General features: G+C 67.7%; 11 protein-coding genes. 3 read left to right on the top strand and 8 right to left on the bottom strand.

All coding sequences use genetic code 11. The annotated features are described in order from the left end of the window. The first annotated feature begins 114 nt into the window (after nucleotides 1-114). The gene (locus ACWEO2_RS36640) at nucleotides 115-1,482 is read left to right on the top strand and encodes a hypothetical protein (protein ID WP_452409557.1); all 1,368 of its coding nucleotides are present in this window, start codon (nucleotides 115-117) and stop codon (nucleotides 1,480-1,482) included. A gap of 177 nt (nucleotides 1,483-1,659) precedes the next feature. Here the strand turns inward: ACWEO2_RS36640 and ACWEO2_RS36635 are convergent, their stop codons facing one another. Further along, nucleotides 1,660-2,067, bottom strand: coding sequence for a MerR family transcriptional regulator (locus ACWEO2_RS36635; protein WP_452409556.1), 408 nt, complete (start codon nucleotides 2,065-2,067; stop codon nucleotides 1,660-1,662). 49 nt (nucleotides 2,068-2,116) lie between these two features. Here ACWEO2_RS36635 and ACWEO2_RS36630 point away from each other — a divergent pair, with 49 nt between their 5' ends. Further along, nucleotides 2,117-2,998, top strand: a complete 882-nt coding sequence (locus ACWEO2_RS36630; protein ID WP_452409555.1) for an NAD(P)-dependent oxidoreductase — start codon at nucleotides 2,117-2,119, stop codon at nucleotides 2,996-2,998. 138 nt (nucleotides 2,999-3,136) lie between these two features. On the opposite strand, the gene ACWEO2_RS36625 is transcribed toward ACWEO2_RS36630, so the two are convergent. Further along, complete coding sequence (locus ACWEO2_RS36625) at nucleotides 3,137-3,604, bottom strand: VOC family protein (protein ID WP_452409554.1); 468 nt, start codon at nucleotides 3,602-3,604, stop codon at nucleotides 3,137-3,139. 113 nt (nucleotides 3,605-3,717) lie between these two features. Here ACWEO2_RS36625 and ACWEO2_RS36620 point away from each other — a divergent pair, with 113 nt between their 5' ends. After that, the gene (locus ACWEO2_RS36620; protein ID WP_452409553.1) at nucleotides 3,718-4,719 is read left to right on the top strand and encodes a helix-turn-helix transcriptional regulator; all 1,002 of its coding nucleotides are present in this window, start codon (nucleotides 3,718-3,720) and stop codon (nucleotides 4,717-4,719) included. Between the two features lie 274 nt (nucleotides 4,720-4,993). Here ACWEO2_RS36620 and proB read toward each other — a convergent pair whose 3' ends face one another. From proB to ndk, 6 genes are all read right to left on the bottom strand, one after another. Beyond that, nucleotides 4,994-6,109, bottom strand: a complete 1,116-nt coding sequence (gene proB / locus ACWEO2_RS36615) for a glutamate 5-kinase (protein ID WP_452409587.1) — start codon at nucleotides 6,107-6,109, stop codon at nucleotides 4,994-4,996. Between the two features lie 330 nt (nucleotides 6,110-6,439). Then, a complete protein-coding gene (gene obgE / locus ACWEO2_RS36610) occupies nucleotides 6,440-7,894 on the bottom strand; it encodes a GTPase ObgE (protein WP_452409552.1) in 1,455 nt (484 codons plus the stop codon). 153 nt (nucleotides 7,895-8,047) lie between these two features. After that, nucleotides 8,048-8,314, bottom strand: coding sequence for a 50S ribosomal protein L27 (rpmA, locus tag ACWEO2_RS36605; protein WP_354959450.1), 267 nt, complete (start codon nucleotides 8,312-8,314; stop codon nucleotides 8,048-8,050). 40 nt (nucleotides 8,315-8,354) lie between these two features. Next, nucleotides 8,355-8,666 carry a 50S ribosomal protein L21 gene (gene rplU, locus ACWEO2_RS36600; RefSeq protein ID WP_040687720.1) on the bottom strand — a complete coding sequence of 104 codons (312 nt, stop codon included), beginning with the start codon at nucleotides 8,664-8,666 and terminating at the stop codon, nucleotides 8,355-8,357. A 350-nt stretch (nucleotides 8,667-9,016) separates the two neighbouring features. After that, nucleotides 9,017-12,259, bottom strand: a complete 3,243-nt coding sequence (locus ACWEO2_RS36595; RefSeq protein WP_452409551.1) for a translation initiation factor IF-2 N-terminal domain-containing protein — start codon at nucleotides 12,257-12,259, stop codon at nucleotides 9,017-9,019. Between the two features lie 486 nt (nucleotides 12,260-12,745). After that, nucleotides 12,746-13,162, bottom strand: coding sequence for a nucleoside-diphosphate kinase (gene ndk, locus ACWEO2_RS36590; protein ID WP_328410464.1), 417 nt, complete (start codon nucleotides 13,160-13,162; stop codon nucleotides 12,746-12,748). Between the last annotated feature and the right edge of the window lie 2 nt (nucleotides 13,163-13,164).

Below are 13,164 nucleotides of genomic sequence, written 5' to 3'. Positions count from 1 at the left end.
GGAGGGTGCGGCAGATGACGGGGAATACCGCATCACCCAACGAATCCGTCGACGGTCGCGGTCAAGCAACAGCGAACACCACATCGCCCAACGAATCCGTCGGAGGTGGGTCAGATGACGGGGAATAGCGCATCGCGCAACGATTCCGTCGGGGGTGGCGGTCGGGCGACGGGTGGGAATGATCCCGACTACATCAGCTCGATGGAGCACTTCGAGTCGATGAAGCACGAGGAGATCTACGCCAAGACCCAGCAGATCGATGCGGCCCAGATCCTCAATGCCTCGGTCACCTGGCTGGAAGTTGCTGGGACGCTTGCCAGTTCGTTCCCGCTGACTCGGGCCAGCTCGGATCGGGTGATGAATACGATGGCCTGGGAGGGCGCGGCGGCCGAGGCCGCCTATGCCAGCGCCCGCAGCTACGCCGATTCGGTCGATGAACTCGCCGCGATCATGGGCCAGGTCGGCACCCGTCTCGGCGCCGTGGCCGCGGCCGCCGAGGCCGTGAAGATAGCCGTTGTGCCACCGGGCAATTCGGGCCCGATCGGCACCATCGCGCGCCTGCTCGAGGCCGCCAATGTGATCAATGCGCAGATGGCGGATGAGGCACTGCGCCAAGAGGCCGTCCTCGCCATGAACATGATCTACAAACCGGCCTACCAAATGGCAGGCACCGCAATCCCAGCCCTGCCCGCCCCACCCGCGCTCCCTGGCACACCGGGCCCGGCACCGTCGGTACCCCGGCACTCGCAGCCGTACGCCGTGCCCGACGATCAAGCCCCCGCACCGACACCACAGCCGACCCCACCCGGCATACAGATCCCCGAACCGCCACCGTCGACACCGGAATCCCAACCGCCACAACCCACCCCGGCGCCCACACCGTCCACACCGGAATCGGAAGCACCACAACCGACTCCGGCCCCCAGCACCCCGGCGCCAACCACGCCCACACCGGAATCCCAAGCACCACAACCGACTCCGGCACCAACCACTCCACAGCCCGCCCCAGACCCACAGCCAACACCGCCCACACCGGAATCCCAAGCACCACAACCGACTCCGGCACCAACGACCCCACAGCCCGCCCCAGACCCACAGCCAACACCGGAATCCCAAGCACCACAGCCCACTCCGGCACCAACGACCCCACAGCCAGCTCCGTCTCCCGAGCCGACACCAATCCCCGCACCGCAAACCTCAACGCCGGAACCAGCGCCCCAGCAGGCCCCTCCACCCCCTCCGCAACCGAGCCCGGAACCAACACCACCACCGACCAGCCAGCACACGCCCGCACCACCACCCCAGCAGGCACCGCCCACACCGCCACCACAAGCGCCAGCACCCCCGGTTCCCGCACCGCTCCCCGACCCGGGCGGCCAACCCGGCATCACCGGCCCCATCCCCGAAGACTCCGGCCAGTCCCAACCCCCATCCACCACCAATCAACCCGGCGTCATCCCAACCCCTGACGGCACCCGCTAACCCAGCCTCACACTGATCCCGTGGCGGACCGGTCGGCCGTCGAATCGGTATGCGCGAGAACCCCGCTCGACACCACAGGCGTCGACGCCTGCTACAGGGTGCTGAGCGCGGTCGAGAGTGCCTGTACGGGTGGCTATCCCGGCGGTAAGGCTCGTGTCGTGCCGGCACTCCGACTGCTCAGGCGGGGACCGGCTGTGGGTTGACACAGTCGAAAGGCGGATAACTTTCGCTGCCCATTCGTTCGGCGGTGTCGATGTAGTCGGCGAGGATGTCGCGGGATCGAGCGAGCGTGGCCATCTGATCATCGAGTCGCTGTAGCCGTGACCGCATTGCGGCCAGCAACTCGGGGCACCCGGGCAACTGCGGGTCCTCCCCGACTGCGCAGGGCAGTAAGTACGCGATGTCCTCGGAGGATAGACCGGCACCGAGCAGGTGCCGGATCTGCTTCACCCGCAGCATGGCGTTCTCGTCGTACTCGCGGTAACCGTTCGCGCCGCGGTCTGCCTCCAACAGGCCTTGGGCCTCGTAGTAGCGCAACTGATGGGCGTTGACGCCCGTCCGACGACTCAGTTCCCCGATCCGCATCAAAACCTCACTTGACCTTCACACCGGTATCAACGTTGACGATGCTGCCATGAACAAAACCGAAACACCCGTGACAGTCATCGGACTCGGACTGATGGGCCAGGCACTCGCCCGCACGTTCCTGAAAGCCGGGCATCCCACAACTGTGTGGAACCGCACGACCTCCAAGGCCGACCAGTTGGTGGCCGAGGGTGCACAGCTAGCGCCGACGGTGGGCGCCGCAGTCGAGGCAGGGGCTTTGACGATCATCTGCGTCACCGACTACCAGGCCATGCACGAGTTGTTCGGTGCGAGCGATATCAAGCTGGACGGCACAATGTTGGTCAACCTGACCTCGGGCTCCTCGGCTCAGGCTCGGGATGCCGCCCTGTGGGCCGAGCAGCGCGGCGCCCGCTATCTGGACGGCGCGATTATGGCTGTCCCGTCGGCGATCGGGACCGTCGAGGCGGTGATTCTGCACAGTGGGCTGCAGTCGGATTTCGCGGCATACGAATCAACACTCGGCGCGCTCGGCACCGTCACCTACCTCGGTGCTGATCATGGGCTGGCGTCCCTGTACGACGTAGCCGGCCTCGCCATGATGTGGAGCGTCCTGAACGCTTGGCTCCAGGGCACCGCCCTACTCCGGACAGCTGGTGTCGAAGCAGCAACGTATGCGCCGTTCGCACAGCAGATCGCGACCGGCGTGGCCGAATGGCTGCCCGGGTATGCCGCGCAGATCGACAGCGGCGCTTTCCCTGCCGAGGCGTCGGCCCTGGAGACCGACGCGCGGGCGATGGTACATCTGATCGAAGAGAGCGAAGCGGTAGGTGTCAACGCCGAGCTGCCGAAGTTGTTCAAGGCGATGGCCGACCGCTCGATCGCCGCGGGACACGGTGGGGAGCAGTATCCCGTGCTGATCGAAGAGTTCGGCAAACCCAGCAACGACTGACGGATCGGATCCCGTTACAGCACTGCGGGCGGACAGCTTGCCGACCGGCAGCGATACGGTGGCGGGCCCGGGTATCCGGATTTCGCACAAGGGACGCCCGGGGTGCGACCGGATCGGCCGCACCCCGGTGGAATGGCGTCAGGCCTGGGCGTACTCGGCTGCGACGTCGAGGATCCAGGTGATGCCGAAGCGATCGCGCAGCATCCCGAACCCGGGCGCCCACTGCGCCGGGCCGAATTCCTCGATGACGCTTGCCCCGTCCGCGAGGCGTTCCCACAGCGCGCCGACCTCCTCGACGGTGTCGCCGCGGACGGAGAGGAAGAACGGTTCTGTGGTGCGGGTGGTGCCGTTCTCGCGGCGGGTGGTGGGCGCGCCCTGGGCGACCGGTGCGTCCGCACCGGGCACGTCGTAGGCCATGACCCGGAAGCCGTTGTCGGCGATGACCTGGCCGAACACCACCTTGGTTGCGTCGGGCAACTCGGCGGGCATCCCGAAGTCGCCGTAGCTGGCGATGGTGGTCTGCCCGCCGAACACCGACTGGTAGAACTCCAGGGCCGCACGGGCCTGACCGTGGAAGTTCAAGTGGGCGACAGCGTTTACCGACATGGTGATCGGGTCCCTTCGGAGGTGATTTCGCCGCCGGAGGGTTCCGGCGACAACGCCACCCTGTCAGCAGTACCGGTCAGAGAACGTCCGCTATTTATGGCAGCCTGGTCACCATGCCGACCGCTTCTTCGAAGGTGACCTCCCGCCGCCTGCTCTCGCTGCTGTCGTTGCTGCAGGTCCGCCGTGACTGGCCGGGAATGCTGCTCGCCCAGCGGCTGGCGGTGAGCGAACGCACGGTTCGCCGCGACGTCGATCGGCTGCGCGAGCTCGGTTACCCCGTCCAGGCGGTCAAGGGACCCGAGGGTGGTTATCGGCTCGAGGCGGGCAGCGAGCTGCCCCCGCTGCTGTTCGACGACGAACAGGCGGTCGCGCTTGCGGTGGCGTTGCGGATCGCGGTCGGGACGGGAGCGGGTATCGAAGAGGCCGCCGCGCGCGCTTTGGCGACTGTGCGGCAAGTCCTGCCGTCCCGCCTCCGGCAGCGCGTCGACGCCCTCGACGTGACCGCGGTCGAATCGGCCGGACCCGACGCCGATCCCCAGGCCGACACCGCCGTTCTGCTGGCGCTGAGCGCCGCCGTCCGGTCCGCGCAGGAGGTGCGGTTCGACTACCGGTCGGCGGCAGGGCCGCAGGATCCCGAGTTGCGGCCGGCGCGGCGGGTGCAGCCGCACCACCTCGTGGTCCGGGGTGGACGCTGGTACCTGATCGGATGGGATCCCGAGCGGCAGGATTGGCGGATTTATCGGGCCGATCGGATGGCGCTGCGCGTCCCCAACGGGCCGCGCTTCACCCCCCGGCAAGTGCCGGGTGGCGACGTCGCCGCATTCCTGTCCGCCCGGTTCAAAGGCTCCCACAGCGCGAACATCTGGCCCTGTCGCGGCGAGGTGGTCCTCGACCTCCCTGCCGCACAGGTGGCCCCGTTCGCCGGCGACGGAATCGTCGAGGAACTCGGCCCCGCCCGCACCAGAATGCTGACCGGTTCCTGGTCCTGGGCCGCACTCGCCGCGACGCTGGCGCGTTTCGACACCGAGATCGAGGTCATCGGCCCGGACTCACTGCGTGACGCCTTCGCCGCTCTGTCCCGGCGGGCCGCGCGCGCCGCACGCCCGGGGGCATAAGCGAGTTCGAAGCATCGGGCGAGCTCGCGCGGCGAGAGCCTCAGGTAGTCGGCGAGAATTCGTAGAATTTGGGGTGCTGGCAAGGATCGTGTCACCTGGTACATGAGCGGCGATCCGGCTAGGACGGGCCTGTTCTAGGCTCGCGGGGCGGCGCTGCTTGCCCGCATAGGTGAGCGCCGATATATCGGCCAGCAGTATCCGACCGCAAAGCTTCCGCCCCGGCAAGTGCTCTGGACACCGAGCACGCACTCCCTGAGGCGATCCTGGTGGGCGGTCAGACCTTGACCAGGTCGTCGGCGTGAATTACCGGGCGCTGCATGGTATCCGGGAGTTCGGTCGTGGAACGGCCGAGCATGCCGGACAGTTCGGCGCTGTCGTATTCGACGACACCGCGGGCGACGATGCGGTTGTCGGGGGCGATGAGGTCGACCACATCGCCGCCATGGAAGCGGCCGCGGACGCCGATGATGCCAGCGGCCAGCAGGGAGCGGCGGCGGTGGGCAACGGCTTGGACGGCGCCCTCGTCGATGAGTATGGCGCCGCGGCTGTCGGCGGCGTGGCGGACCCAGAATTTGCGGGCGGAGAGGCGAACCGGGCGCGCAGCGAAGGCGGTGCCGACGGTGCCCGCGCTCAGCGCGATATCGGCCACGGTGGCGGCCGCGAGCAGGACGGGTACGCCCGCGTCGGCGGCCAGGCGGGCCGCGGAGAGTTTCGAGGCCATGCCGCCGGTGCCGAGCGCACCGCCGCTACCCGCGATGACGCCGTCGAGGTCGGCGCTGCTGCGGACCTCGGGGATGAACTTCGCGGCGCCCTTGCGCGGGTCGCCGTCGTAGAGGCCCTCGACATCGGAGAGCAGCACCAGCGCATCGGCACCGACCAGGTGCGCGACCAGCGCGGCGAGCCGGTCATTGTCTCCGAAGCGGATCTCTTCCGTTGCGACAGTATCGTTTTCGTTCACCACGGCGACCGCGCCGAGCGAGCGCAGCCGATCCAGGGTGCGCTGCGCATTGCGATGGTGTTCGCGCCGGGAGAAGTCGTCGGCGCTCAACAGCACCTGGCCGACCGTGCGCCCGTATCGCGCGAACGAGGTGCCCCAGGCATGCGCCAAGGCCAACTGGCCGACACTCGCCGCGGCCTGTTTGGTGGCCAGATCCCTTGGGCGGCTTGTCAATCCGAGTGGAGCGATACCGGCACCGATGGCACCGGAGGAAACCACGACCACATCGGATCCGGCTCGCATCCGTGCCTCCACCGCATCGGCGAGCCGATCCAGTCGCGCCGTATCCAGCCCACCCTTCAAACTGGTCAGCGCCGATGACCCGATCTTTACCACCACACTGCGCGCCGCCGCGATCGCCGTCCTGGCCTCACTCAGACCGGACTGCGCCATCGCCTCCGCGATCCCCGAACTCACCTGCATCGCAACAGAACTCCCTGTACCGCAACAGAACCCATCGTATTGATCGATTCAACCGTGCCAGTCCTAGCGCCCGACTCAACCGACCCCGGCGCACCGGCCGGACTGAACGCCCCCGCCATACCAGCTGATTCAACCGAACTGGCCGTGTCCATCGATCCAGCCGAACTCGACGCCGCGCTGAACTTCCGGAGCAACACCGCACCGTGTCGGCCACTACTGAATTCCGATACCCGCCGATGGGCCGGACCGAGCAACGCCGTGTCAGACTTCGGCGCACACCACAAGCCCACGGCGTCCACGCTATTCCTCGTCGTCCTTGACCAGACCACGCCGCACCCGCGAGGCGTGCTTGCGTTCGGCGGCGCTGATCCGGTCGTTCTGCTCCAGGCGGATATCGGTGCCGCGACCCGTAGGCACCATATCGATGCCCGCGGAGATCTGCGGCTCCCATTCGAAGGTGACGTCACCGATGGTGACCGGGGCTCCCGGCTCGGCGCCCTGTTTCACCAGTTCCTCTTCCACACCGAGACGGGCCAGGCGGTCGGCGAGGTAGCCGACGGCCTCGTCGTTGTCGAACTGGGTCTGGCGCACCCAGCGCTCCGGTTGCGGACCGCGCACGATGAAGCCGCCGGGCTCCTCCGGATCGGCGATCACGCTGAAACCGGTCTCGTGCACCGCGATCGGGCGGATCACCGGACGCTTCGGCGCGGCCTTCGGATGCGCCGCGCGATACTGCTCGACCATATCGGCGAGTGCGAATGTCAAGGGGCGCAGTCCAGCTCGGCTCACCGCCGAGATCTCGAAGACCGGCCAGCCACGGGCGGTGAATTCGGCAGTGACCATCTCCGCCAGCTCGGCGGCATCGGGCACATCCACCTTGTTCAGGATCACCACGCGGGGCCGATCGGCCAGATCACCGAGCCCGGTATCGGCATCCAATGCCGGTTTGTAGGCCGCGAGTTCGGCCTCGAGCGCATCGACATCGGAGACCGGATCGCGCCCCGGCTCCAATGTCGCACAGTCGACAACATGCGCGAGTACCGCACAGCGCTCGAGATGCCGCAGGAAATCCAGGCCGAGCCCGCGCCCCTCGCTCGCACCGGGAATCAGACCGGGCACATCGGCGATGGTGAAGGTGGTCTCACCGCTGGAGACCACACCGAGATTGGGCACCAGCGTGGTGAACGGGTAGTCCGCGATCTTCGGTTTGGCCGCCGAGAGCACCGACACCAGCGAGGACTTACCCGCCGACGGGTATCCGACCAGGCCGACATCGGCCACGGACTTCAGCTCGAGGACGAGATCGCCCTCCTCACCGTCCTCACCGAGCAGCGCGAAACCGGGGGCCTTACGCGCCTTGGAGGCAAGCGCGGCATTGCCGAGCCCGCCACGTCCGCCGCGCGCCACAATGAACTTGTTGCCCACGCCGACCAGGTCGACGAGCACCTTGCCGTCGTCATCGAGCACCACGGTGCCGTCGGGCACCTTCAACAGCAGATCGGTGCCCTGCTTACCGTCGCGGTTACTGCCCTCACCCGGCTTGCCATTGCTCGCCTTGGCGTGCGGATGGAAGTGGAAGTCCAGCAGGGTGTGCACATTCGGGTCGACCTCGAGCACCACATCCCCGCCGCGTCCGCCATTGCCGCCATCGGGACCGCCGAGCGGCATGAACTTCTCCCGGCGCACGGAGGCGCAGCCGTGACCACCCTTGCCCGCACGCACGTGCAATACAACACGGTCGATGAATTTGGACATGTCCGAATCATCCTCCTCGGTGGTGGCCGTAGCGATTGCTTGCGGGTCGCTGGAAAACCTGTGTTAAGGGAACGCGGTCTTTAGAGAACGCGAAAAGCGGGCCAGGGAATGCACCCTGACCCGCTCAGCTGTTTCCGGAGTGGCTTAAGGCGCTCAGGCCTCGACCGGCTCCTGGACGACGATGTTCACGGTCTTGCGGCCACGCTTGGTGCCGAATTCGACCTTGCCCGCGGCCAGGGCGAACAGGGTGTCGTCGCCGCCACGGCCGACGAGCACGCCGGGGTGGAAGTGCGTGCCGCGCTGGCGAACCAGGATCTCGCCCGCCGAAACGGACTGGCCACCGAAACGCTTGACGCCGAGTCGCTGGGCATTCGAGTCGCGACCGTTGCGCGAGCTGGATGCACCCTTCTTATGTGCCATTTCTGAACTCCTGTGAAGTAATTCGAGAAAGCGCGGAGGCTTACTTGATGCCGGTGACCTTGAGGACCGTCAGCGGCTGACGATGACCCTGACGCTTGTGGTAGCCGGTCTTGTTCTTGAACTTGTGGATGCGGATCTTCGGGCCCTTGGTGTGCTCGACGACCTCAGCGGCCACGGAGACCTTGGCCAGCTTGTCCGCATCGGTGGTCAGCTCGGCGCCGTTCACCACGAGAACCGGGGCCAGCGCCACGGACGAACCCGGCGCACCCTCGATCTTCTCGACCTTCACCAGGTCACCGACCGCGACCTTGTACTGCTTTCCGCCGGTCTTGACGATCGCGTACGTTGCCATCGGTCGGCTGCCCTTCTTCCTGTCATGCGCGCGGCTCGTGCTCGTGCTCGCGCGGCTGTGTGCTCCCGCCCGGATGACTCCGCTTGGAAACCACAGCACTCTGGTCTGGTAGTCACCGCCGCCTCAGCAACCTGATGGCTCTCGGCTTCGAGCCGAGTCACGAACACAGCGCAGATGAGCGCTGTCGCCGGGCAGCGACTGTCCAAGATTACAGGACGGATACCACGCCGACCAAACCGGTGCCCCGCACCAGGTCACGGTCCCGCCGCCGGTCGGACTCGGCCGTCCAACGCGGGAACCCCCGTCGCGAAGTGCGGCGGGGGTCCCGAGTTCGGATCCGATCGTGGCGATCAGTTCACGTCGTCCACCGGCGGTCCGGCGGGACGACCGACGGCCCGGCGGCGCGGCTTGCGCGTCGGCACCACGACCGGCATATCCGCCGTGTAATCCACCGCGGGCGTTGCGGACGTCTGATCAGCCGTCGGCAGCACGAACACCGCGCCCGCAGTGTCCGCGGCCGGTGCGGCGGCCGAACGCGCCACGCGGCGTCTGCGGCTGGCCGAACGGGGCGCCACCGGTTCCGGCGCACCATTGGCCGAGACGGCGGATGCTGCGGGTGCCTCGGATGTGACAGCCTGCTCAGCCGCGGACTCGGTCACCGCAACGGGTGCCGCTGCCTCGGACGTCGCGACGGCCTCGACGACCGGCTCAGCGGTCCGGACCTCCTCGGGCGCGGGCTGGACGGCTTCCTCCGCCACCGCTTCGGTGACCTCCGTGGCTACCGCTTGCGCAGCCTCCTCGGCCACCGCCGCAACGGCTTCGTCGACCACGACTTCCTCGACCACGCCCGCAGCCGAGGCGGCTTCGGCAATGGCTTCGATCGCAGCTGCTTCGGCCGCGACAGCCTCGGCTTCAGCCGCAACAGCTTCGGCCGCTTCGGTCGCGACAGCTTCGGCCGCAGCCGTGGCGACCTCACCCTGTCCTTCGAGCTCCTCGCCGTGCGCGGCCTCCTCGGACTGATGTGCCGCCATTGCCAGCGCGACCGGATGCGCCCGCTTGACCGCGATCTCCGACTCGTCCGTCTCCGCAACATGTCCGGTGCCATTGCTGGCAGCGGCAGGCGCACTGGCCGCCGCACTCTTGTCCCGGCCACGACGCCGCCGCGATCCGGTCTCCCGGCCGCCACGCGCGGCATCCTCGGTCGCGGTGAGCTCGACCGGATATGTGTGCACGATGATGCCCCGGCCGTGGCAATGCTCACAGGTCGACGAGAACGCTTCGACCAGGCCGGTGCCCAGCTTCTTACGGGTCATCTGGACCAGGCCCAGCGAGGTCACCTCGGAGACCTGATGCCGGGTGCGGTCGCGCCCCAACGCCTCGGTCAGCCGCCGCAGCACCAGATCCCGGTTCGACTCCAGCACCATATCGATGAAGTCGACGACGATCATGCCGCCGATATCGCGCAACCGCATCTGGCGCACGATCTCCTCGGCCGCCTCCAGATTGTTGCGGGTGACCGTCTCTTCCAGGTTGCTGCCGCCGGCACCGGTGAATTTGCCGGTATTGACGTCGATGACCGTCATCGCCTCGGTCCGGTCGATCACCAGGGTGCCGCCCGAGGGCAGCCACACCTTGCGATCGAGCGCCTTGGCGAGCTGTTCGTCGATCCGGTAGGTCTCGAATACGTCGACACTGTTGTTCTCGTGCCGGGAGACCCGGGCGAGCATGTCGGGCGCGACCGTGCGGATGTAGTTCTCAACGGTGCTCCAGGACCGCTCACCCTCGATGACCAGCCTGGAGAAGTCCTCGTTGAACAGATCGCGGATGACCTTGACCAGCAGGTCGGGCTCTTCGTACAGCGTCTTGGGTGAGCCGCTGTCCTTGGCCTCGGAGGCCTTCTCGATGGTGCGCCACGTCGCCTGTAGCCGCTCCACGTCGCGGGCCAGTTCGGCCTCGCTGACGCCCTCCGATGCGGTGCGGATGATCACCCCGGCGTCGGCGGGCACGATATCGCGCAGGATCTCCTTGAGCCGCTTGCGCTCGGTATCGGGCAGCTTGCGGCTGATGCCGGTGGACGAACCACCCGGCACGTACACCAGGAAGCGTCCGGCCAGGCTGATCTGAGTGGTCAGGCGCGCACCCTTGTGCCCGACCGGATCCTTGCTCACCTGGACCAGCACCTGATCGCCCGGCTTGAGCGCCTGCTCGATCTTGCGCTCCTTGCCGCCGAGACCGGCGGCCTCCCAGTTCACCTCACCGGCGTAGAGCACACCGTTGCGGCCGCGGCCGATATCGACGAATGCGGCCTCCATCGAGGGCAGCACGTTCTGCACCTTGCCGAGGTAGACATTGCCGACCATCGACGCGGAGCCGGTATTGGTAACGAAGTGCTCGACCAGGATGTTGTCCTCGAGCACCGCGACCTGGGTGGCGGTCGGATGATCGGGGAAGGTCTTCTCGCGCACCACCATCACCCGGTCCACCGCCTCGCGGCGGGCCAGGAACTCCGACTCGGTGAGGATCGGCGGGCGGCGGCGACCGGCCTCGCGACCGTCGCGCCGACGCTGCCGCTTGGCCTCGAGCCGCGTGGAGCCGGTAATGCCCTGCACCTCGTCGACCGTGGCGCGAGTGCGGCTCTTGTTGCGCGGCTCGCGCTCGTGCACCACGGTGTTGGGCGGATCGTCCTCGGAGACGACCTCGGCCTCGGCACCCTCACCGGCCACCTTGCGGCGACGACGGCGACGACGGCGACGGCTCGAACCCTCCGGCAGACCGGATTCCTCGTCCTCGCCCTCGGTGTCCTCGGCGGTTTCGGTGGGCCCGGCCTCGGTGGGCCCGGCCTCGGTCTTGCGCGCGGCGGGCTGCTCGTCCTCGGTGGTCTCCTCGGCGACGTCGCTCTCGTCACCTTCGGTATCGGAATCGCTGTGCTGTTCACCCCGACCACGACCACGGCCGCGACGGCCACGCCGACGACGACGCGGCTGGTCCGCATCGCCCTGCTGTTCGGTCGGTTCCTGTTCTTCCTCAGTGGTCTCGACCTCGTCCTCGACCACCGGCTCCTCGGCCCGGCGGGTCTCCCGCTCGGCCCGCCGCTGTTTACGCGCCGCTTCGGCCGCCGCGGCGTCCGGCGGCAGGAACAGCGGCGCGGAGACCGCGGCGGCGGCCTCGAAGACGACCGGCGTCGCGACGTGCGGCTCCTGCGGAACCGAGTGGGTGAACAACTGCACCGACGGCTGGTGTGCCGCGGGCTGTTCCCCTGATGGCAGCGATCCGGACTGATCGATCACCTGGTCCGGTGCGGAAAAAATGAGGCCGGGCTCCTTGGGAGCTGGCTGTTGGTCCGGCGCGACCTCGGCATCCTGTGACACCTCGGCGCCGGGCTCGGTGGTGACGAGCGCCTCGCGGACCGATTCCGCTACCGCTCGATCGACGTTCGACTGCGCACTACGCGCATCGGCACCCAACTCGGCGAGCTTGGCCAGGATGCGTTTGCTGGTTACCCCCAGCCGCTTGGCAAGCGCGTGAACTCGGATTCGCTCCGGCAATTGTTCGGCATCCTGTGATGTTGTTTCCAGCGGCTCTTGATCGGCCACGAAGTCTCCTCGGGTCCCCGGGCGCGTCCCTCCTGGCAGGAGTGACGCGGCCGACGCGGGGGCACTGTCCGTTCACCTCACGCGGTTGGCGCAAGGTCAAGTGGTCTCGCCCCGCATGCCCGGTTAACACCATGTTTTGTTCGTCGGTCGGGCTAACTGGTCACGCGGCGCCTGGCTATTGGCTGAACTCCACGGCGCGAGCGCTCATCCAGCGTGCCGACGCGAACCTCCGGCCCTAGCAACAGGCCAGTTGTTCGTGGCAGCGATGATCGGCATCGAACCGCAGTGTCATCCGGTTATCGTCCGGCACCGATCGTTCGCGTACCTGCGCGAACAGTCGGCATCGTCAGTAACCAATGCCAGTATCCCACACAGTGCGGCGACGTCTTGCCATCGCCGCACGACTACACCTCGCTGCGCTCGGCTCCGGCCCGCGGCGATGCCGCCCGTGCCCTCGGTTCGCGCAGCTCACGCCGTAGCCCTGGATCAGGCCGGGAACTCCGGGAACCAGAGCGCGATTTCCCGCTTGGCCGATTCCGGCGAATCCGAGCCGTGCACCAGGTTCTCCTGGGTCTCCAGCGCGAGGTCACCCCGAATGCTGCCGGGGACGGCCTTCTCGACCGGATCGGTGCCACCGGCGATCTGACGGAACGCGGCAATCGCGCGCGGGCCCTCCAGGATGGCCGCGACGACCGGGCCGGAGGTGATGAACTCGATCAAAGAACCGAAGAACGGCTTCTCGGCGTGCTCGGCATAGTGGCCACGCGCCACTTCTTCGGATACCTGCTTCAGCTCGAGGGCGGCGATCTTCAGCCCCTTGCGCTCGATCCGGGCCAGCACCTCACCGACGAGGCCACGGGCCACACCGTCCGGCTTGATGAGTACCAACGTCTGCTCAGTCACGG

This window comes from Nocardia sp. NPDC004278 (genome assembly GCF_053602975.1).
The sequence above is the reverse complement of the archived record's forward strand: the minus strand, read 5'-3'. Positions and strand labels throughout refer to the sequence as shown.

What these genes read in the sequence shown, in the direction of transcription:
- ACWEO2_RS36625 (WP_452409554.1), bottom strand. Translation starts at nt 3,604, where the DNA reads ATGTCGGTAAACGCTGTCGCCCACTTGAACTTCCACGGTCAGGCCCGT.
- ACWEO2_RS36620 (WP_452409553.1), top strand. Translation starts at nt 3,718, where the DNA reads ATGCCGACCGCTTCTTCGAAGGTGACCTCCCGCCGCCTGCTCTCGCTG.
- ACWEO2_RS36630 (WP_452409555.1), top strand. Translation starts at nt 2,117, where the DNA reads ATGAACAAAACCGAAACACCCGTGACAGTCATCGGACTCGGACTGATG.
- ACWEO2_RS36640 (WP_452409557.1), top strand. Translation starts at nt 115, where the DNA reads ATGACGGGGAATAGCGCATCGCGCAACGATTCCGTCGGGGGTGGCGGT.
- obgE (WP_452409552.1), bottom strand. Translation starts at nt 7,894, where the DNA reads ATGTCCAAATTCATCGACCGTGTTGTATTGCACGTGCGTGCGGGCAAG.
- rplU (WP_040687720.1), bottom strand. Translation starts at nt 8,666, where the DNA reads ATGGCAACGTACGCGATCGTCAAGACCGGCGGAAAGCAGTACAAGGTC.
- ACWEO2_RS36635 (WP_452409556.1), bottom strand. Translation starts at nt 2,067, where the DNA reads ATGCGGATCGGGGAACTGAGTCGTCGGACGGGCGTCAACGCCCATCAG.
- proB (WP_452409587.1), bottom strand. Translation starts at nt 6,109, where the DNA reads ATGGCGCAGTCCGGTCTGAGTGAGGCCAGGACGGCGATCGCGGCGGCG.
- rpmA (WP_354959450.1), bottom strand. Translation starts at nt 8,314, where the DNA reads ATGGCACATAAGAAGGGTGCATCCAGCTCGCGCAACGGTCGCGACTCG.